Origin of the sequence: Alloacidobacterium dinghuense, assembly GCF_014274465.1 — a bacterium.
Classification (GTDB): Bacteria; Acidobacteriota; Terriglobia; order Terriglobales; family Acidobacteriaceae; genus Alloacidobacterium; species Alloacidobacterium dinghuense.
This window is the reverse complement of sequence record NZ_CP060394.1, coordinates 655,005-676,640: the sequence shown is the minus strand read 5'-3', so window position 1 is coordinate 676,640 and position 21,636 is coordinate 655,005. Positions and strand designations below refer to the sequence as shown.

Annotated in this window: 16 protein-coding genes; 12 read left to right on the top strand and 4 right to left on the bottom strand. The window is 57.3% G+C overall.

The genetic code is table 11. The annotated features are described in order from the left end of the window. Positions 1–57 precede the first annotated feature (57 nt). Both rhaT and H7849_RS02765 read left to right on the top strand, forming a co-directional pair. Positions 58–1,257: an L-rhamnose/proton symporter RhaT gene (gene rhaT, locus H7849_RS02770; protein ID WP_186743958.1), complete on the top strand. Its 1,200-nt coding sequence runs from the start codon at positions 58–60 to the stop codon at positions 1,255–1,257. Further along, entirely contained in the window at positions 1,254–3,773 is a 2,520-nt protein-coding gene (locus H7849_RS02765; protein ID WP_251106571.1) for an alpha-L-rhamnosidase-related protein, read from the top strand. The genes rhaT and H7849_RS02765 overlap by 4 nt, the downstream gene beginning before the upstream one ends. 4 nt (positions 3,774–3,777) lie before the next feature. Here H7849_RS02765 and H7849_RS02760 read toward each other — a convergent pair whose 3' ends face one another. Genes H7849_RS02760 through H7849_RS02750 form a run of 3 tightly spaced genes read right to left on the bottom strand, consistent with a single transcriptional unit; the run spans position 3,778 to position 8,684 of the window. Beyond that, positions 3,778–5,205, bottom strand: coding sequence for a rhamnulokinase (locus H7849_RS02760; RefSeq protein WP_186743956.1), 1,428 nt, complete (start codon positions 5,203–5,205; stop codon positions 3,778–3,780). Positions 5,206–5,210: 5 nt separating this feature from the next. Further along, positions 5,211–7,436, bottom strand: coding sequence for a bifunctional rhamnulose-1-phosphate aldolase/short-chain dehydrogenase (locus H7849_RS02755; protein ID WP_186743954.1), 2,226 nt, complete (start codon positions 7,434–7,436; stop codon positions 5,211–5,213). Positions 7,437–7,493: 57 nt separating this feature from the next. Next, positions 7,494–8,684, bottom strand: a complete 1,191-nt coding sequence (locus H7849_RS02750; RefSeq protein ID WP_186743952.1) for a sugar isomerase — start codon at positions 8,682–8,684, stop codon at positions 7,494–7,496. Positions 8,685–8,849: 165 nt separating this feature from the next. Between H7849_RS02750 and H7849_RS27040 the strand changes: the two genes are divergently transcribed. Beyond that, the gene (locus H7849_RS27040; RefSeq protein WP_285288927.1) at positions 8,850–8,975 is read left to right on the top strand and encodes a hypothetical protein; all 126 of its coding nucleotides are present in this window, start codon (positions 8,850–8,852) and stop codon (positions 8,973–8,975) included. A gap of 42 nt (positions 8,976–9,017) precedes the next feature. Here H7849_RS27040 and H7849_RS02745 read toward each other — a convergent pair whose 3' ends face one another. Continuing rightward, the gene (locus H7849_RS02745; protein ID WP_251106570.1) at positions 9,018–10,256 is read right to left on the bottom strand and encodes an acyltransferase family protein; all 1,239 of its coding nucleotides are present in this window, start codon (positions 10,254–10,256) and stop codon (positions 9,018–9,020) included. A 222-nt stretch (positions 10,257–10,478) separates the two neighbouring features. Between H7849_RS02745 and H7849_RS02740 the strand changes: the two genes are divergently transcribed. The 9 genes from H7849_RS02740 to H7849_RS02700 all read left to right on the top strand — a co-directional run bounded on the left by H7849_RS02740 (position 10,479) and on the right by H7849_RS02700 (position 21,553). Beyond that, positions 10,479–11,774: a Gfo/Idh/MocA family protein gene (locus H7849_RS02740; RefSeq protein WP_251106569.1), complete on the top strand. Its 1,296-nt coding sequence runs from the start codon at positions 10,479–10,481 to the stop codon at positions 11,772–11,774. A gap of 204 nt (positions 11,775–11,978) precedes the next feature. Beyond that, positions 11,979–13,325, top strand: coding sequence for a serine hydrolase domain-containing protein (locus tag H7849_RS02735; RefSeq protein ID WP_186743948.1), 1,347 nt, complete (start codon positions 11,979–11,981; stop codon positions 13,323–13,325). Positions 13,326–13,354: 29 nt separating this feature from the next. After that, entirely contained in the window at positions 13,355–14,533 is a 1,179-nt protein-coding gene (locus tag H7849_RS02730; protein WP_186743946.1) for a WD40/YVTN/BNR-like repeat-containing protein, read from the top strand. Further along, entirely contained in the window at positions 14,530–14,841 is a 312-nt protein-coding gene (locus H7849_RS02725) for a MoaD/ThiS family protein (protein WP_186743944.1), read from the top strand. Before H7849_RS02730 ends, H7849_RS02725 begins: the two co-directional genes overlap by 4 nt. Before the next feature lie 104 nt (positions 14,842–14,945). Beyond that, positions 14,946–15,746: a dolichyl-phosphate beta-glucosyltransferase gene (locus H7849_RS02720; protein ID WP_251106568.1), complete on the top strand. Its 801-nt coding sequence runs from the start codon at positions 14,946–14,948 to the stop codon at positions 15,744–15,746. Positions 15,747–16,343: 597 nt separating this feature from the next. Beyond that, positions 16,344–17,273, top strand: coding sequence for a proline dehydrogenase family protein (locus H7849_RS02715; RefSeq protein WP_186743942.1), 930 nt, complete (start codon positions 16,344–16,346; stop codon positions 17,271–17,273). Between the two features lie 51 nt (positions 17,274–17,324). Beyond that, positions 17,325–17,651, top strand: a complete 327-nt coding sequence (locus H7849_RS02710; RefSeq protein ID WP_186743941.1) for a hypothetical protein — start codon at positions 17,325–17,327, stop codon at positions 17,649–17,651. After that, positions 17,651–18,781, top strand: a complete 1,131-nt coding sequence (locus H7849_RS02705) for a glutathionylspermidine synthase family protein (RefSeq protein ID WP_186743939.1) — start codon at positions 17,651–17,653, stop codon at positions 18,779–18,781. Before H7849_RS02710 ends, H7849_RS02705 begins: the two co-directional genes overlap by 1 nt. 126 nt (positions 18,782–18,907) lie before the next feature. Further along, positions 18,908–21,553 (top strand): ABC transporter permease, encoded by a 2,646-nt coding sequence (locus H7849_RS02700; RefSeq protein WP_186743937.1) that lies wholly within the window; start codon positions 18,908–18,910, stop codon positions 21,551–21,553. Positions 21,554–21,636 lie beyond the last annotated feature (83 nt).

The following is a 21,636-nucleotide window of genomic DNA, read 5'->3' as shown; positions in this document are numbered from 1 at the left end:
GACGCCTCGAAGCGGGCGCGAACCAGGGTGACGACCCTGGTAAGGGGAGTACGATTCGTGGGGGCAAACCCGTTATTGGGAGTCTTCTTGCACTGGCTGGGAGGGCTTGCATCTGCCAGCTTCTATGTTCCCTACCGCGGCGTAAAGCGATGGGCCTGGGAAACCTACTGGCTCGTAGGCGGCGTTTTCAGCTGGATCATCGTTCCCTGGTTCCTCGCTGGATTCATGACGCGCGACCTGATTGCCGTCCTGCATGAAGCGCCGACGAGCAGCCTCGCTTGGACCTACATCTTCGGCGTTCTGTGGGGACTAGGCGGCCTCACCTTCGGCCTCACCATGCGCTTCCTCGGCATGTCGCTGGGCATGGCCGTGGCATTGGGATACACCGCCGTCTTCGGGACACTCATGCCCCCGATTTTTCGCGGGCAATTCGTTTCGGAAGTCCTGAGCACGCGCTCCGGAATCATCATTCTCATCGGCGTGGCCGTATGTGTTGCCGGTATCATCTTCGCCGGGTCAGCAGGCATTTCCAAGGAACGCGAGATGTCTGAGGAGGAAAAGCGCGCCGCTATCAAGGAGTTCGACCTCAAGCGCGGCCTGCTCGTCGCCACCTTTTGCGGCATCATGAGCGCATGCTTCGCCTACGGACTGGCAGCGGGCGACCCCATCAAGCAAATCACGCTGCGCCATGGCACCTCAACCCTCTGGCAAGGTTTGCCGGTACTGGTCGTCCTTCTCGCAGGAGGATTCACGACCAATTTCATCTGGTGCCTGATCCTCAACATCCGTAACCGTACCGGTTACCAATATCTTTCGCTGATCACCCGTGGCCACATCCCAACCATTAGTGAAGAGCCCATCATCGAGACCGCAACTGATGCTCCCGCCGTCGAAATCGCCGTCGACCGCAAGGAGCACGGCGACGACAATGGACGCGTTCCCATCGTGGCCAATTACCTCTTCTCTGCCCTGGCGGGAACAACCTGGTACTTTCAGTTCTTCTTCTACACCATGGGCGAAACGCAGATGGGCCGCTTCAAATTTTCAAGCTGGACGCTGCACATGGCCAGCATCATCATCTTCAGCACGCTCTGGGGAATCGCCCTCAAAGAGTGGAAGGGAGCGAGCATGCGGACGCGCCTGCTGGTAGCCTGCACGCTGATCGTGCTCGTCGGCTCGACCATCATCGTAGGGTACGGTAACTACCTCGGAGCAACCACGACAACCAGCGCATCCAAGCAAGGAGGAGTCCGTTGAAAAAAAGAGTCTGCCTCGGAATCAGCATAGCTGCGACCTTTTCCACTCTGGCCATTGCGCAGGCTCTCAAGCCGGCTGAGATTCCTCTCGATCAACTCGACCCGACCCGCAGCATCACACAGCCTCAGTTGGAATCTGCAACCCACAAGCAGCTACCCGAAGAGTACATCTGGACCCAGCAGGACGCAGTCAAAAGCGACGCACTCCTTACCTACGAAGGCTTGAAGGAAAACGAGGAAACGGGACCGCACTTTTTCCGCCGCGAATTCGACCTCGGCGACGTGCCCGCCGCTGCCACGCTCTATCTCGCCGGCCCTCGCTCGGTTCGCGTCTTCGTCAACGGCCAGCAAGTCGGTCAGTTTCAATCCAACCTCGACTCGCCCATCGGTGTTCATGTCTTTCCCATGGACGTGACCCGCGCGCTTCATGCCGGAAAGAATGTGATCGCGATTGAAGCTGTGCGTGGCGGAGGCGTCAACGGATTCAACAACAGCCGCCTCACTGTGCAACTCACCATGGGCAAAATTCTTGCCGTAAAGTTGGTCTCCGCACCCCGAGGAGTGAACGGCCCCGCCCTGCTGATCAGCGACAAAAGCTGGAAGGCATCGATGAGCGCTGGCAACGGCTGGCAGAACGCCGGCTTTGACGACAAATCGTGGCCCTCTGCCGACAGTCTTGGCCCCATCGAAGGCCACATCGACTTGCTGCAATGGAATGCCGACGCCGGCATGTACGACTGGCCCGGATACGATGGTATCTCGTCCTTCCTTGCACAGGCACCCCTTTTGCCAGTAAGCGTTGAGCACGTCTATGGCGGTGTAGGAACCATCCAGAACGCCGACGCGCTCAAAAGCAACAGCTCAGGCTCAGAGTTTTCGGTAGATTTGCCCTCAGCCCAAGTCGACAACACCGACGCTCCGCAGATCATTCTCGACTTCGGCCGCAACACAAACGGCCGCCTGCATTTCGTTTCCGATTCAGACTCCGCCGCAACCGTCACCGTGCAATACGGCGAATCCGACGCAGAAGCCTTAAAGCAGCCCTACCTGGGCGAGAACGCGCTCTACATCCCGCCACACGGCTCAGCGTTTGCCCCTAAAAGCACATTCCGCTATGCCATCATCCGCTTCGTCGGCGGACAAAAGCTGCGCTTCAAATCCATCGACAACGACCTCATCTACTACCCGGTCAAGTACCAGGGATCCTTCGAGTCCTCCGATCCAAAGCTCAACCTCATGTGGACCATCGGCGCCTACACCGCGCATCTCTGCATGCAGGACGACATCTGGGACGCGCCCAAGCGCGACCGCGGCCGCTGGATGGGCGACCTTGACGTAAGCGGGCGCACCATCAACGACTCCTTCTACGATCATTTCCTCATGGAAGACACGCTCGACCGCCTCATGGGACCGGCGCCCATCCGCCAGCACGTCAACGGCATCGCCGGCTACTCGGCTTTCTGGATCACAGGCGAAGCCGAATACTACCGGCACATGGGCGACAAGAAGCAGCTGATGTCATTTCACGATCGGCTCGTCGATCTCATGCACTACATGGAAACGGAACTCGACAACCGCAACCTCTACGCAAACAATCACAAATCATGGCCCTTCGTGGACTGGTCGCAGGAACTGAATGGCGACACGCCGGAAGCCCGTCGCGGCACGCAGCTTGAATTCATCGCCGCCTTCGCGCAGGGCGTCTATCTGCTCAACGAAATGGGCGACAAGGTAAACGCGCCGCTCTTCGCGAAAAAGCTCGATGACCTGAAGGCAGCCGCAAAGAAGTACTTGCTCGACAAGCAGACCAACTCCTATGGCGACCGCTGGCAGGTGAACGCGATGGCCGTGCTCTCCGGCGCAGCCGATCCGTCACAATACGACGACATCTGGAAAGCATCACTCGGAAGCGTAGGCAAGATCAAGTACAACGCGCTCATCATCACGCCGTATTACAACTACTACGTCATCAGCGCTATGGCGAAGATGGGCCACCGCGCTGAAACGCTCGACTGGATTCGGCAATACTGGGGCGGCATGGTCGATGAAGGCGCCACCAGCTTCTGGGAGGGCTACGACCCCTCGTGGTACAAGGACGACGCGCACGGATCTCTGCAGGCCGACAACATGTCCGGATATCGCGTCAGCCTCGCACATGGCTGGTCCTCAGGCGTTACCCCCTGGCTCATGGAAGAAGTCCTCGGCATCCACGCGACTGGCCCCGGTTTCTCAACCGTCGACATCCGTCCTGACCTCATCGACCTCGCATGGGCTAAGGGCGGCGAGCCCACACCGCACGGCATGCTGAACGTCTCGCTCAAGAAAGAAGGCCAGGGCACCGCCATCAGCCTCGATCTGCCCTCACAGACAGAGGCTCGCATATCCGTACCGGTAACCAATGCAGGCGCGCAGATCACAGTCAACAGCAAGACGACGCAAAGCGAGTCCGCCGAAAACGGAACACGCGCCGTCGTCACCATCAAGGAGGCCGGACACTACGAAATCGCCGCACAGTAGCGCATCAACACTCGTGCATGCTGGCAAGGGCGCCGGCCCAGTGTGCAATTCGCTCCCGCGATCCGCCGGCGCTCTCCAGCACCGCAAGCTGAATTGCGAAATTCCCAACCGTCGAGCTTTCAGCAACGCCGCAGGTAAGCTCCAGACCTGTAGCCTCACTCGTGAGGCGATTCAGAAACTGATTCAGGCTACCCCCGCCAACAATCGAGAGCCGCTTCAGCTTCTTGCCCGTAATCGCCGCGGCGTTCTTCAACACTTCCGCATAACGCGCAGCCAGGCTGTGAAAAATCAGCGATGCAAACTGGGGCATTGCAGAAGCGCGCTCATCCAACGGAGCCAGCCCTCGCCGCTCAAGCTGCACATTGATGCGCGACGCCATATTGCCGTGCAGAAGCAGCTCAGGATCGTCGACGTCCAGAAGATGTTTTGGCGCAGGCAGCGATTCCGCCGCTGCGACAAGTTCTAGCATTGGCCACATCTTGTCATCCGGACAAAGTTGAGCAAGGCACTGCTTCAAAAGCCACATGCCATTCACATTCTTGTGAAAACAGATTTGGCCGCCCGCCGCGCCAAGATTCGTGAATCCAGCCTGAAACGCTTCCCGACTGCAAACCGAATGATCAAGAAGCGCACCAACCAGCGACCATGTTCCGGAACTGATGTATGCCCAGTCATCGCCAAGAATCGGAATGCCTGCAACCGCTGAAGCCGTATCGTGACAGCAAGGCGCAATCAGCCGCGCTCCCGCAAAAACCCTCTCTTGCGCAAGCTGGCCTCTCACCTCTCCAAGCGCCTCGCCGGTCGAAACATTTGAAGGAGCAGCGGACATATCCAGCCCAGAGCGCTCAAAGAGTTCTTTGTTCCAGGTTTTCGTCGTCGCATCGACTAATCCCGTATGCGTCGCATTGCTGAACTCGGCCACGCGCTCTCCGCCCAATCGCATCAGCACATATTCCGGCAGATTCACCCATGGCGCATCCTGCGCAACGCCCCCAAGCCGGTCAGCCACCAATTGGTTCAACGTATTGATGCGCAGAGGCTGCACGCCGCTGAGCGCAAACATCTCCTCCGGAGAGATACGCTGCCGCACATCTTCCTCAGCCGCTTCATTTCGAATGTCGCGATAGCAATGGGGCGCGCCAATCGGAGTTCCGTCAGCCTGCAGACGCACATAATCGACCGCCCATCCATCCACGCCAATCGAAGCGACTTGCCCATCGACCAACTGCGCGCAGCGGTCAAGACCTTCATCCAGACCCGCGCAGATGCGATCAAGATTCCAATACAACCCGCCATCGTGCTCAACCGGCGCATTGCTGAAGCGATGCACCAGTTCGATCCGCGGCTTTCGCGCGTCCCAACGTAAAAGCGAGACGCGGCAGCTCTCCGCGCCCAGATCGATCGCCACAATTGAAGGAAGGTCGTCCGGCATAGGAGCTAGCGAAGGAATGCGTCTGTCAAGCCGCCATCCACGGGAATCATATGTCCCGTCGTGCATGGAGCCTTGGGGCCGGCCAGAAAGAGAATCGATTCGGCGCAAATACGCGGATCAATCGGCTGATGTGTCAGCGTGCGCTTGGCATAGAACTTCGCCAAAATCATACGCAGCTCTTCGTCGCTCAGATTCGCATCAAAAGGAATTTCATACTTCTTGAGTGAAGCGATCACGCGGTCGCGTGGAAACATCGTCGAGCCCTTCACCACAGTCGCCGGACTGATGCCATTCACGCGCACCAACGGAGCCTGCGAAACAGCAAGCTCGCGCACAAGATGACTCAGTGCCGCCTTGCTTACGTCGTACGCCTCGCTCCCCTTCTTGGGCACAACCGCATTCGCCGAGCTGGTCAGCACAACACAGCTTGCCAAATTCTGGTCGCGCAGTAATTTGCCGATTTCTTCAACGAGCAGATAGTTTGCCGTGACATTCACTTCAAGTGTCAGCGCCCACTGCGCCTCACTGATCACACCATCCGGAGAAGTAGGAAACAGAGCAGCGGTATTCACAAGAATATCGATGCCGCCGAAGCTCGCCACCGTCTCCCGCATAGCAGCGCGAATCGAATCGCGGCTGCGAATGTCAACCGCTGCGGCAACAGCTGTCTCTTTGCCCGAGATCGCGTTCGTCTCTTCTGCCACTTTTTGCGCCGCAGCCTGATCGCGATCCGCAACCACGACATGAGCGCCCCGCTCCGCTGCGAGCAGCGCAACCTCTCTACCAATGCCGCTGCCGCCGCCAACCACAAGCACTACCTGTCGGCTCAACTCTTTTTCCGGAGGCTGCCGACGAATCTTCGCCTCTTCGAGCTTCCAGTACTCGATACGAAAAGCCTCGGATGCAGGCAAGGCCACATAATTATCTTCAACTTTGAAATCATTGGCCGAGCCCGAAGGTTTGCTCTGAGGAACAGGGCCGGCGATCTTCCCTTCTTCAAGCGCCGCAGCGCCCTTCATCACGTGAATCGCATTGACGTAAAACTCGCCCGTAATCCGCGATTCAGCCTTATTCTTGCCGAAGCTGAACATGCCTGCACCTGAAATCAGCACCATCGTCGGATTCGGATCGCGCATCGCAGGCGACTCCGCATCGCGGTGTGCATTATAGTAAGCAGCGTAGTCAGCACGATATTGAGTCAGCCCGCTCTCAATCTGCTGCTTCAATGAATCAATGCCGGTCGCAGCATCCCAGTCCACAAAGAGAGGCCGAATCTTAGTGCGAATGAAATGATCCGGGCAGCTCGTGCCCAGATAAGCAAGCTTCGCCGCATCGGCGGAATTCACAAACTCCAACACCTCCGGCAAATCGCTATAGCTGCCAATCAGCCTCTTCTGCTGCGAAACCCGACCGCGCAGGAATGGAAGGATCTCCATGGCGACGTCACGCCTTGAATCAAGCGACTGACGGCGCTGACCGCCAAAAATACTCTCGCCCTTCATCGCAATATGCTTCTCGATGAAGTCCGTCATCTGATCGATCACCGCAATAGTATTGGCATAGCATTCTCGCTGAGTGTTGCCCCATGTGAACAATCCGTGCCCGCCAAGAATCACGCCATCGCAACCCGGCTCGCTCGCAACTCCGTGCTTCAGCATCATGGCCAGCTCAAATCCTGGGCGCTGCCACGGAAGCCAGACCAGCTTATGCCCATAAGTCCGATTGAACTCCTCCATCTTCTCTTTGCCATTCGCCGACGCCGCCAACGCAATCGCGCAGTCGGGATGAAGGTGATCGACATGCGGAAACGGCAGATATCCATGCAGCGCCGTATCAATCGAAGACGCCACCGGATTCACGCCAAACGTGCACAGCGGATAGTAGTCCACCATCTCGTCTTCGAACTCAACACCCCTATAGAGCGCCTCCAATGCCAGCAGATTATCGAGATAAAGCGTGGCAAAGCCGCTCCGCTTAATGCTGCCAAGGTCGCCACCACTCCCCTTTACCCACAAAACCTGCCGAGCCTTCCCGTCCAACGGAACGCTCATCATGATCTTCGAGCTGGTGTTGCCGCCGCCAAAATTGGTAATACGCAGATCAGAGCCGAGCAGATTGGAGCGATAGCGCAGCAATTCCGGCTCGTCCATCTGCGCTGTCTCAGCCCCATTCCAGCCGTCCTCCAGATATTTGAGCTTGAGTTTCTGATCTACCGTTACCGTGGCTGACATGACTGCTTCCTCACTTCCGGTATTTAAGTTGTTCCTGTTTCGAATCGCAAACGACTCTCAGGCGTAGCTGGCGGAAAGCGACGAGTTGCGCGCCCTCCTCTCCCGTTCAATCTTCTCCACGTACCCGCTCTCGCGCAGCGCCTTGAGTGGATCCTTCGGCAATCCACGCCGCTCGCGCCAAGTCTTCAACACAGGCCGCACATCGCTCCAGAAAGCCTCGCGCATGCACTCTTCCGCCTCCACCGTCTTCGCTTCTGCCTGCAATTCCGCCAGCCTGTCACGATCCACCAGCAGCGCCTTGGCAAAAAGCTCCTGCGCAGAAACAACAGTCTGGACCATCGCTTCCATCTTGCCCTTGATGTTGTGGCTCTGGTCAATCATGTACGCAACATCGCGCGTGACATCGCTAGACGGCTCACTCAGAATCTCATGAAAGATGCGAAAAACCTGATAGGGATCAATTGAGCCAATCGTCAAATCATCGTCTGCGTAGCGGCGATCGTTTAAGTGAAAACCGCCCAGCAGCCGCAAATGCAGCAGCCACGCAACAATCTGCTCAATATTCTGCGACTGATAATGATGCCCCGTATCCACCAGCACCAGCGCCTTCGGACCAGCCACGCGGGCGAGGTTCGCCGCCATTCCCCAATCGGCGAAGTCCGTGAAATAGAATGCCGGCTCAAACGGCTTGTACTCGATCAGCATCCGCTGGCCATCTGCCAGGGCATCATGCGTCGCTTGCATCGCCTCTTCGGCCCACAGAATGCGCTTGCGAATACTCTGCGCGCCGGGATAATTCGATCCGTCAGACACCCACAGCGACACATCCTGCGAATCGAGTGCCATTGCAATTTCAACCGAGTCGAGCAGATGATCGATGGCTTTTCGCCGGATATTCCCATCCGGATTGCAGATGGACCCGAATTTGTATTCCTGGTCCTGAAACAGGTTCGGATTAATCGACCCCGCTCGAACTCCGTACTCGGTCACCAGGCGTTTCACTTTCGGCGCGTCGTCTACGCCGCCCGGCAGATCCCACAAAACATGCAACGCCATGCTCGGCGTAGCCCCGGTCAGAGCCCGCACCTGCGCAGCGTCCGCAAACTTTTCCTCCAGCGTTCCCGCCGCCCCTGCCTGTAGAAATTTGCCGAACCGGGTGCCGGTGTTTGCAAATCCCCAGGAAGGTATTTCTATTACGAACTCGTCCACCCGATTCAGGACCCGCTCAAAGCGATCATCGATATGCATTGCGCCCCCGCATAAAAGCCGAAGTGTAGATCTTCAATCGATCACTTTTCAATAGAAATTCTATTTCATATTTGTATTTTAGAGGGAGACGTGAATTTGCGGCCTCCGGCAGTAACTACCACAACTGTAGACGGGTAGAAGGAGCGGAAATTCCCCGCAGTAACCATGGGATGTTTTACAAAATTCGGGTGGCACAAACCGGCTGGCAAGCAGGTCGATCGATATGGGAACGAGACCTTCGCCTATCTCTTCGGAAAATATCCAAAAGATCTGCACATGCAGCAGACCTGATGAAAGCCCGACGTTCAGGAGAAAAGGTTCGGGAATTGCTTGTCAAATGCGCAGGAAAAGTTTTCTACGATACATCCAGTAGAGAGTGAGCCAGTAAATCAGCATCACCGTAACACCAAGCATGAAAGGCTCAAGGCCCGTGCCGAAGATCCTGAACGGCGCAGATCCGAGATTGATATGCAGGTTCTCGATAATGAAGTCTTCCCACAAATGAGCGATCAGGTATGCCGCAATCGAATTCATACCGACCACAACCAGCGGGAAGGCCCAGCGCCGATACCCTTTGACGTCAATCAACCACGAAAACGACGCAAGGAAAAGGAAGCAGACTCCGCCGCTGAAGAGCGTCCAGCTAGGCGTCCAGATGCGCTTCACAATCGGGCAAATCCCTGTCACATGCAGAAGCAAGGCCGCAGCCATAAGGGCCAATCCAACCAGCACAAAGCGTTTGATCGGAATCTTCGGAGCCACTTCACGAAACCATCGACCTGCGAAAAGGCCAAGCAGCATGGTCCCAAGCGTTGGAATAAAGCTCGACGTGAGGTAGCCGCCATCGTTATAGACAAACCTTGAAGCCCGCGGAAAGAGATTCAGGAACCAGACATCCACCGCCTGTCCCAGATTGCTATTCTTGTTCCAGTGAGAAGCAAACCCGGTAAAGTTGTGGTGCCAGTCCGCCGAAACGCCAACGGCAGCGTAATCGAAATTCGGTCCCGGCACCGGATACAGCGCCCAGGCCAGCCAATATGCAAACAAAATCGCACCCAGCGCAGCCCACTGCCATTTGGGCTTGCAGTATGCCAGCAGAAAAGCAAACGTATATCCTAGGCCAATTTGCGTCAGCGTATCTTCAAAGGTGAAATACGTCTGGGTGCTGTGTGTCGACCTCAGGAAAATACCCAGCGCGATGAGCAATAGACTCCGCCACAAGGTATGTGCCAGCATTTTCCCGAAGCTTTGACCTTTCACAATGCGGCTGTTTATCGAATAAGGAAGAGCCACACCCACCAGGAAAGTAAATCCCGGCTGAATCGTGTCGTGAAGACTCATGCCGGCCCATTCCACATGGTTTTGATTGAATGCCAGCACGCGCCAGAAAAGGCTGTCAGGAAAGGCTCGGGCCACCTTGGCAAAGCTCATCACTTCGCCCATCATCAGGAGCATCACCAGGCCGCGATACGCATCGACCGCAACATTGCGTATGGGCGGCGATATCGTAACTTTTCGAGTCACCGGCGGCCGGATTCCTTCAGCCTTCAGCGTGCTGACTGTGGCGTGCATCCAGCCCTCCTTGCTGGCCGCTCAGACCAGACTTAAACAGCAATTCGTAATGAGCCGTAAGGTAGCATAAAGTACTCAACCAATGCTATATGTAAAATCAAAACCAAACGAAGGCATATAGCTATCGAAAACAGGCCAATCGAAATCAGGAGAGAGATGAACGACAAATCGGCTATTTCACATGATGATCTGTCTCGCCGGAGCTTTCTTAGACTAGGAACCATGACCGCAATCGGCGCAACACTCCCGCAACTTGACGCTGAGTCTTCGAAGCCCAACACATCCAGCGTCATCGGCATGCCATTCACGCCAGTCAATCCGAAGATCGGCATCATCGGCACCGGAGGCCGAGGCACCAACCTTCTCGAAAACCTTCTGGGAGCCGATGCACAGATCCTCGCTTTGTGCGACATCGTGCAGGAAAAAGCCGAGCACGCGCAATCGCTCGTTGTGAAGTCCGGACAGAAATCGCCCGAGCTCTACACCAAAGGCGATCACGCATTCGAATCGCTGGTTGCAAGAGACGATCTTGATCTCGTCATCATTGCCACTCCTTGGAATTGGCATGTCGAAATGGCTGTTGCTTCTATGACGCACGGCAAGCACACATGCGTCGAAGTCCCCGCAGCCACAACCATCGAAGACTGCTGGAAGCTCGTCAACACATCCGAGCAGACTCGCCGCCATTGCATCATGCTCGAAAACTGCTGTTACGGGTACAACGAGACGCTCGTTCTCCGCATGGTACATGCCGGACTCTTCGGCGACATTCTCTATGGCGAAGGCGCGTACATCCATGATCTGCGCGACGAACTCTTCTCCAATAAAGGTGAAGGCCTGTGGCGTCGTACCGTGCACACCGAGCGCAACGGCAATCTCTACCCGACCCACGGATTGGGCCCGGTCGCAAACTACATGGGCATTCAGCGCGGCGACCGTTTCGATTACCTCGTCTCCATGAGTACGCCGCAACATGGGCTTGAACAATATCGCAAAGCCCACGTGCCCTCTTCCGATCCCAGATGGTCTGAGCGATACATAAACGGCGACATGAACACTTCGCTCATCAAGACCGCAAATGGGCTCACCCTTACGCTGAAACACGACACGGTAAATCCCCACCCCTACGACCGCATCAACATCATCGCTGGGACCAAGGGCGTGTTCGCCGACTATCCGCCTCGCATCTACTTCGACGAACAGGCCGGCGGCGAAGCGTGGGGCAGCATCGATAACTGGAAGCAGTACCAGCATCCCCTCTGGAAAGAAGAAGGCGCTATCGCACAAAAACTCGGCGGCCACGGCGGCATGGACTACATCATGCTCTATCGCCTGCTGCAGTGCATGCATCAGGGCCTCGTGCCAGATATGGATGTCTATGATGCAGCCGCATGGTCGGCGCCCGGTCCACTCAGCACCGCTTCAGTAGCCAATGGCAGCGCGCCAGCCAGGTTCCCCGATTTCACCCGCGGAAAATGGCAGGAACGGTCAGCATCACAGATCGCAACGCAAAGCTGATTCCGGAAACAATGAAACGAGCCTGAAACACTTTTCTCTCGCCGACGCGATACTCGCTCGCGTCGGCGCCGCCAATTGAATCGCCCGCTTGAACCCTCCCAGCTCAAACCAGTTGCATTTTTCCATCCGTGCCACTACGTTTTCCTCGTAGCAGAAAGCGCTCATGAACATGTAGGAGAAAACCTTGAGTGTTCGAGTGAGAGCATGACGACAGGCGTCGATCGTCGCACTTTCCTGAAGGGCGCGGCAGCCTCCGCTGCCGTCGTCGCGCCATCCAATATGTCTATGTCCGCCGCTACAAAAGCGCCACCGAAGGGGGTGAGCGCAGAATCGAAGGCAGCACCTGCTTCAGGTCTGTCTGCCAAGGGCCTGAACCGGATGCACGGCGTCATGTCCGGCTACGTCGACAGTGGCGAAGTACCCGGAATCGTCACGCTCGTGAGCCGCCGCGGCCAGATCGACGTCGATGCGGTCGGCATGAAGAAGATCGGCGAGACCAATCCCGTGCAGCGCGACACTATCTTTCGCATCGCCTCCATGACCAAGCCGATTACTGCCGCAGCGACCATGATCCTGGTTGAGGAATGCGTCCTACGTCTGGACGACCCCGTGGATCACCTCCTGCCCGAACTCGCCAATCGCCGCGTCCTCAAAAGAATCGACGCAAAGCTAGACGACACGGTACCGGCAAAGCGCCCCATCACCGTACGCGATCTGCTGACCTTCCGCATGGGCTTTGGCCAGATGGTCGCGGCCCCTGACGCTTACCCGATCCTGAAAGCCGCGAATGAACTCCAGATCGGCATGGGCGCGCCGAACCCCGCGACCAAGCCCGCTCCTGACGAATGGATTCACCGCCTGGGCACCCTCCCGCTCATGCACCAGCCCGGCGAGATGTGGATGTACGACACCCCCGCAGACGTTCTTGGCGTGCTCATCGCTCGCGCCTCTGGCCAGCCATTCGAGGCTTTCTTGCGCGAGCGCATCTTCGGGCCACTCGCCATGAAGGACTCTGACTTCAGCGTACCGGCAGCCAAGATCAACCGATTTGCAACCAGCTATTGGCTCAATCCACAAACAGGCAAGCTTGAAGTATTTGATGAAGCTGATGGCGGCCAATGGAGCCGCCCCCCTGCCTTTCCGTCCGGAGCCGGTGGCTTGGTTTCCACCGTCGATGACTACTTCGCCTTCAGTGAGTCGCTGCTGAATACCGGCAAGCGTGGTCCCGAGCGCATCCTTTCCCAGAAATCAATCGAGTTGATGAGAACCGATCAGCTGACTCCCGAGCAAAAGGCAATCTCTGGCCTTACTCCCGGCTATTTTGACAATCATGGCTGGGGCTTCTGCATGTCCATCGTCACCAAGCACACCGATATCGCGGGAAGCGTCGGGAGCTTCGGCTGGAATGGTGGCCTCGGCACATCGTGGTTCGCCGATCCGAGGGACGGCCTCTCAACCCTCCTTTTAACCCAGCGAGCGTGGACATCTCCCACTCCGCCGAATGTCTGCCTCGACTTCTGGACATCTGCGGCTCTCGCCATAGAGGATTGAAGGTCGAACAAATTCATCGAGGAGTCATCATGAGCAAAGTGCGTGTACTGGTAGGCACCAAAAAAGGGGCATTCATTCTCACTTCAGACGGCAAACGTGAGCAGTGGGACGTCAGCGGCCCCCATTTTGCCGGCTGGGAGGTCTACCACTTGAAGGGATCACCAGTGAATCCCGACCGTATTTACGCCTCGCAGACCAGCAGCTGGTCCGGACAGGTGTTGCAGTGCTCCGATGACGGCGGGAAGACATGGTACGCACCGGGCGGCGGCATCGGGAAATCGCCGGAAGGTTGGCCCATCGGCGAGAGCAACCGCTTTGTATATGACACCTCGACGGAAACTGGTGCGCCGCTGACCACGCACCAGTTCTATGACGGGACACAGCATCCATGGGAGTTCAAGCGCGTATGGCACTTGGAGCCATCGCTGACCGATGCGGAGACGGTCTATGCCGGCGTGGAGGATGCGGCACTGTTCCGCTCGACGGACGGGGCGCACTCGTGGCAAGAGGTGTCCGGCCTGCGCGGCCACGGCACCGGCCCGAAATGGCAGCCCGGAGCAGGCGGCATGTGCCTGCACACCATCATTCTCGATCCCAGCGATCCGAATCGCATCTATATTGCCATCTCCGCCGCAGGAGCCTTCCGTACCGACGACGGCGGCAAAACCTGGAAACCTATCAATCGCGGCCTGCGTTCGCAATTTCTTCCCGATCAGGACTGTGAGGTGGGCCATTGCGTCCACCACATCGCCATGAACCCCACGAAACCCAGCACACTCTTTATGCAGAAGCACTGGGACGTGATGCGCAGCGACAACGCCGGCGACTCCTGGCAGGAGATCAGCGGCAACCTGCCCACTGACTTCGGCTTCGCCATCGACGTGCATGCGCACGAACCGGACACAGTCTACGTCGTCCCCATCAAGAGCGACTCGGAACACTATCCCCTCGACGGCAAGCTGCGCGTCTATCGCAGCCGAAGCGGCGGCGACGAATGGGAGCCGCTTACCAACGGCCTGCCGCAGGAAAACTGCTACGTCAATGTGCTGCGCGATGCCATGGCTGTCGACAAGCTCGATGACTGTGGTATCTACTTCGGAACCACGGGCGGGCAGGTATATGCCTCCACAAATGACGGAGATACCTGGAAGCCCATCGTGCGCGACCTTCCCGCAGTGCTCTCGGTTGAGGTGCAGACGCTGCCATGACATCTCCGGTCAGGGTCGCACTGCCACAGCATCTGCGAACGCTTGCACACATCGAGGGGAGCGAGGTGCTGATCGAGGTCGAAGGCCCGGTCACGCAACGCTCTATCCTCGACGCGGTCGAAGCGCGCTATCCCATGCTCAAGGGAACGATCCGCGAACACGACACGCTCCAGCGCCGCCCATTCCTCCGTTTCTTCGCCTGCGAGGAGGATTTGTCGCACGAATCACCCGATGCTCCCCTGCCTGACTCCGTCGCCCGGGGCGTTGAGCCTTTTCTTATCATTGGCGCCATCGCGGGCGGCTGTTAAAACGTCACGAAAGGAAATTAAAGGCAGGAAAGCACTTCCGCGAGGCAGCGTATCATTTAAAGAGAGACTCTTAAAGAGAAACTCTCAAGGACATAGTGCTCAGGGTGAATCCGAATTACAGTATCGTTATTCCTGCCTACAACGAAAAAGCACGCATTGGACACACGCTGGAGCGGGTCCTCGAGTGCGTTCATGCCCGTGGCTGGAATGCCGAAGTGCTGGTTGTCAATGACGGTTCCAGCGACAATACCGCCTCAATCATAGAAAGCTTTGCAGCCAAAGATCCGTTCGTGCGCCTGATCAACAACCCCAAAAACTGCGGCAAAGGTTACAGCGTGCGCAACGGCATGTTGCAAGCAACAGGTGAGATTGTCATGTTTACCGATGCCGACCTTTCTTCGCCAATCGAAGAGGCGGAACAGCTCTTCGCCGCCATTCGCGCAGGCGCTGACATAGCCATCGGCTCGCGCTGGCTTGAAGTCAAACGGCAGACCCTCAGGCAACCGCTTTACCGGCGTTTTTTTGGGAGATGCTTCAATGCCGTTACGCGCATGGTCATGGCGTTGCCTTTCGCCGACACCCAATGCGGCTTCAAAGCCTTCACCCGTCAGGCCTCACAGACGGTATTTCAATTGCAAAGGATCGAGCGCTGGGGCTTTGACCCGGAAATTCTCTTCATCGCCATCAAGCGCGGCTATTCCATCCGTGAGGTTCCTGTCACCTGGGGACACGACGAACGATCTCGTATCAGTTACCTCAGAGACGGACTCAAAATGCTGGAAGAACTTGTCTTCGTGCGCTGGAACGCGCTGACCGGCGTCTACAGCAAGCCGGTAAAGGAACTGGACCCGGCAGCTGCCGGCTCCAAGCTGGCGGCAAATGCCCAAACAAAAGGCGCCCGATAAAGGGCGCCTTTCATTAGTAAAAAATCTCGCTTACGAAGCCAAGACTACAGGCCGCGACCGTTCTTCGACCGTATTTTTGACAACGAACTTATTGAGCGATTGCCTTGGCGCAAGCCGAACGCCGTTTTTTGCCTCATATTCAACAAGGAATCGCTGCGAGCAGTCGCCACACAACCAGTAATGTTCGAGGTGGTGACCCCGCTTATCCGACTTGTCCTGCAACTCAAATACGAAGACTCGCCCGTCCCTCAGGTAATGCAGGGGCTTGGCACATTGAGGATTCGCGCAGTTGCTCACCATTTGAATTCTCCACTGCGCCTGCAACGGTTCTGCCGTTCAGGTGCTGACATGACTTCCTGTGCTTTTTAAGCAAAGTACCGGAGAACGTCCCCAGCTCTCATATCATTTCTAAAAAATTGGCCTACAACGTTAAGATGCGCACAAGGGAGCGTCGGTTACTAATCTCGGTAATAGCTTCACGAGATTTTGTTCTTGGAAAACTCTAAAGACCTGGGGACGAATTTCAATCCGCATTACTATCCTACGCCTATATTTCGTATGCGAAAATGAAAAGTTCGCCCATTTTCATAGAAAAATATGCCGATTCTCCGCTCTGCCTTTATCGCCCTCTCCCGCAATGCCGCCCTCAGAACCTTCTCCGAACGGTCACAACTAGGCCGTCGCATGTCCTCGCGCTTCGTCGCCGGCATGACCCTGGATGAGGTAGTCCATGCTGCGGAAGCCCTCCAGCGGCTCGGCATCGCCTCCACCCTCGACAGTCTGGGCGAGAACGTCACCACCCCCAACGAGGCCCGCCACTCAGCCGACATCTATCACCGCCTACTCGACGCCATCCAGACCCGCCCGACCATGAACGCCAATGTCAGCGTAAAGCTCACCCAGATGGGTATGGATCTCGACCCCGGACTCGCCGAGGAGATCGTCTCTGGGCTGGTCGACCACGCCGTCGCCGCCAACACCTTCGTCCGCGTCGATATGGAAGGCAGCGAATACACCAAGGCGACCATAGATATGGTCCGCCGCCTCCACGCCAAACCCGGAAACCGGGGCCATGTCGGTATCGTGATTCAGGCCTATCTTCACCGCAGCCAAGAAGATATCCGCACGCTAACCGGCGATGGCATCCGCATTCGCCTCTGCAAAGGCGCTTACAAGGAGCCATCCAATCTCGCCTTCCCGGAAAAGAAAGACGTCGACGCCAACTTCGTCAAGCTGACGCACCAGCTTCTCACCAGTGGCATCTATCACGGCATCGCCACTCACGACGAGGACATGATCTCCGCCACCAGGAAGTTCGTTCGCGAAAACAACATCGACCCAAAGACCTTCGAATTTCAGATGCTCTACGGCATCCGCCGTGACCTCCAGAAGTCCCTCGTTCACGACGGCTACAACACCCGTGTTTACGTCCCCTTCGGCACCGAATGGTATCCCTATTTCATGCGCCGCCTTGCAGAACGTCCGGCCAACGCGCTCTTCATCGCCAAAAGCCTGCTGAAGCAGTGAGCATTTTTACCTTGCAAGCGGACATGCCTTTCGGCACCATAAATGCACCAGATGCGCCGCTCGAAAGACGTTCCACTCACGCTACTCACTGCCCTCGCCCTTTCCACCACAGCCTGTGACAATCGCCCCGTCGAGGTCCGCAACTGTGTCGATGCTCAGGGCCACATCGTGCCGGACTCCAACTGCGAACAGCGAACAGGCCATGGCTCTGGAGGAGCCCACTTTCTCTATGGGGGTTCGAGTGGAGGACGCGTCGGCGATACCGTCGTTGGAGGAAGCGCCGCCCCGGAAGCAGGAGCCCACGTCGTCTCTGGTGAAGAGGCGGTAGCCCGCGGCGGATTCGGTCATGCCGGCGGAGGCGAAGGCGGCGGCGAATAATGCAGCGTCACTCCATCCAGCCCCGCCAGGACTGGCAGAAGCGCGTCGAGCAGACCGGGCTCACATACCACTCGCTTGAAGGCAATCCCTATTGGGATGAATCCGCATACTGGGAACTCTCATCCGCTGAAGTAGACCGCATCGAAGCCGCGACCAGCGAAGTCCAACGTTTATGCCTTGCTGCGGGCGACCACATCATCGAAAAGAACCGCTTCGCGGAGATGGGGATTCCCGCCAAAGCCATTCCGCACATCGTGCAGGCATGGCAGCAGGAACCTCCCGCCCTCTATGGACGCATCGATCTCGCCTACGACGGAAACCATCTCAAACTCCTCGAATACAACGCCGACACGCCAACATCCCTCGTAGAAGCCGCCGTCACGCAATGGTACTGGCTCCAGGACGGCCATGCCCAGGCCGACCAGTTCAACTCCCTCCACGAAAAGCTCATCGCCAAATGGCTCGATCTGGTTCCCTACATCTCCCAGCCCGTTTACTTCGGTTCTGAGCCTGTAGAAGAGGACCGGATCACAGTCGAATACCTGCGCGACACGGCACACCAGGCCGGACTGCAGACGATTTCCATCACCATGCACGACATCGGCTGGCAGGCATCGACCTATAGTTTTGTCGATCTGGACCGTAAGCCCATCCGCACGATCTTCAAACTCTATCCATGGGAATCGCTGCTCAACGATTCCTTCGGCCCGCACGCGCTTTCCACGATGCGCCAGACTCAATGGATTGAGCCCATCTGGAAAATGCTCTGGTCGAACAAGGCCCTGCTCGCCATTCTCTGGGAACTCTTCCCAGGCCACGAACTGCTCCTGCCAACCTTCCTCGATGGCCCGCGCGATCTGCAGTCGTGGGTACGCAAGCCATTCTTCGGACGTGAAGGCGCGAACGTGACCGTGTCACTCAGCGGCATCACCATGGAATCCACCTCCGGCGCCCACACCAAGGACCCCTTCATCTATCAGCAATACGCCGAGTTGGCTTCATGCGGCAGCACACATGCCGCCATCGGAAGCTGGCTCATCGACGGCGAACCGGCGGGCATTGGCATCCGTGAATCAAGCGGTTACATCACCACGAATACTAGCCGATTCGTACCACATCTCTTTCGCTGAAGAGCTCTTGCCTCGAACCGCCGTTGACAATCTATCCATAGATAAACTATATCTACGAGCCAGATCGTAGATAGTGGGAACACAACCCAATCTCCGGACGTATCTCCTTCAAAACAGGCGGAAACCATGCAAGCTATCACGCTCTTCCTTCGCAAGCTCCTTATCCTTATAAGCCGTGACAACTACAACCGTGAGCTGGACGAAGAGATGGACTTCCACCGCGAACAGGTCCGGCAAGAGATGCAGTCTGATAGCTTGCCTGCGGCAGATGCACAACATGCAGTACGCCGCCAGTTCGGCAATGACGTGCGATTGAAGGAACAGAGCCACGAGATCGTCGGCTTTCGCATCGAGAGCGTTTGGCAGGACTTCCGCTTCGCCCTCCGCCAACTGCACAAGAACCCCGGCTTCGCCTGTGTCGCCATCATGGTGCTCACTATGGGAATCGCCGCCAGTGTGGCCATTTTCTCTTTCGTTGACGCCGCCCTGATCAAGCCGCTTCCCTATCAAAATCCATCTCGCCTCGTCGGGGTGTACGAAACCTCAGCGGCCTGCCCGCACTGCAATCTTTCCTATCAGGACTATCTCGACTGGAAAAAGGACAACAAGGTCTTCAGCTCCTTCGACGCCTGGGGCTGGGCAAGCTATCTCTGGAAAAGCCCTTCGGGAGTACAGACGATTCCCGCCGCGCGCGTCGCCGGCGGCTTCTTTCATACTCTCGGCGTATCTCCTGCAGTGGGACGCGTTTTCACCGAGGCCGATGACACTCCCGGCGCACCGCGCACCGCCCTGCTCGCCTACAGCACATGGCAGAAGCGCTTCGGAGGAAACCAGGACGTCGTAGGCAAATCCCTGATGCTCGACGATGCCGCATACACCATCATCGGCGTGCTGCCCCCGGAATTCCATTTCGCGCCGCGCGGTGAAGCCGAGTTCTGGACAACACTTCACGATCCAAATAACTGCGAAAAGCGGCGCAGTTGCCACAACCTCTTCGGTATCGCCCGCCTCAACGATGGCGTTTCGATCCAGACCGCGCTGGCCAACATGAAATCCATCGCTGCGCAGCTTGAGAAGCAATACCCTGACTCCAATCTCGGGCAGGGCGCGTTGGTCATGTCTTTGAGTGACGCCATCGTCGGCGATATCCGCCCGATCCTGCTGGTTCTCCTCAGCGGAGCAGGCCTGTTATTGCTCATCGCCTGCGTCAACGTGTCCAGCCTACTTCTCGTTCGCGCCGAAAACCGTAAGCGTGAAATGGCTGTTCGCGGAGCACTCGGCGCATCGCCTGCGCGCCTGATCCGTCAGTTCATCACCGAAGGAATCGTGCTGGTCGCCGCCTCTATGATCTGCGGCCTGGCTATGGCTTACGGTGCGATTCAACTGCTGCTCAAACTCATCCCTTCCGACATGCTGCTGCGCATGCCCTATCTCCAAAGCATCGGCCTCAACCCACGTGTACTCGCTTTCGCCGCCGCTCTCGGAATATTTTCAGCCGCAATCTTCTCCCTCACTCCAGCCTTGCGTCTCTCCATTGCAAATCTCCGCGAAGATCTCGCTGAAGGCGGCCGCAGCGCTGCTGGCACAACCTGGAAACGTCTCGGCTCAAACCTCGTCGCATTGGAACTGGCCATCGCGGTGGTGCTCCTTGCCGGAGCCGGTCTGCTCGGCAAAAGCTTCTACCGTCTACTCCACGTGAACCTCAATTTCAACCCAGACCACCTGGCCCTGTTCGAGATCTCCGCTCCCAACGCGAACTATGAAAAGCCGCCACAATCTATCGCGCTTTCAAAGCGTGTGCTCGACAGCATCGCCTCGATGCCAGGAGTCGTCATCGCAAGCCACACCAGCGATCCTCCAGTCACCTGCAACTGCGATACAACGTGGTTCCGGGTTCAGGGTCATCCCTTTCACGGAGAGCACAACGACGCGCCCGAGCGCTCTGTCAGCACCGACTACTTCAAGACCATCCAGGCGCGATTGATCCGCGGCCGCTTCTACACCGAGGCCGACGACGCTTCGTCGACACCCGCCATCATCATTAACCAGACACTCGCGAAACAATTCTTCCCCAATGAAGACCCCATCGGCAAAATGATCGGCGACACCGAACTCTCACCGAAGTCCCTGCGGCAAATTGTCGGCGTAGTCGACGACATCCGGGAAGGTGGCCTCGATCAAGAGATACGCCCAGCTGTTTATTATCCCTTCGTGCAATCCACCGATGACGACTTCGAAGTCGTCGTTCGTACGGCGCAGGACCCAAAGTCCATGCTCCCCGCCCTCGTCAAGGTCATCCACGAGATTGACCCGAACATCGGCGTTCGCAACGAACTCACCATGGAGCAGCAAATCAGCGATTCCGAAACCGCTTACCTTCACCGCTCGTCTGCGTGGCTCGTCGGAGGCTTCGCCATCCTGGCCCTCCTGCTCAGCGTCGTCGGCCTCTACGGAGTCATCGCCTATTCAGTAAGCCAGCGCACGCGCGAAATCGGAGTGCGCATGGCCCTCGGCGCGCAGCGCAGTTCCGTTTACCAACTCATCTTGAAAGAAGCCACCTGGCTCATCACCTTCGGCATCTTCGCCGGACTCGCAGGTTCCCTCGCCTTAACGGCTTTGATGGGCAAGCTCCTCTTTGGCGTCCACTCCTGGGATGTGCCCACGCTCACCGCCGTAGCGCTTCTGCTCGGACTATCGGCATTGCTTGCCAGCTACATCCCGGCCCGTCGCGCCGCCTCAGTGAATCCGGTGGAAGCGCTAAGAGCCGAATAAACCTGAGCGGTAGCGAAGCATCCGAGTGACGCCCACCCGTGCCTGTACCCAAGAGATACCTGGCCAAGTCTCCGATTGAATGA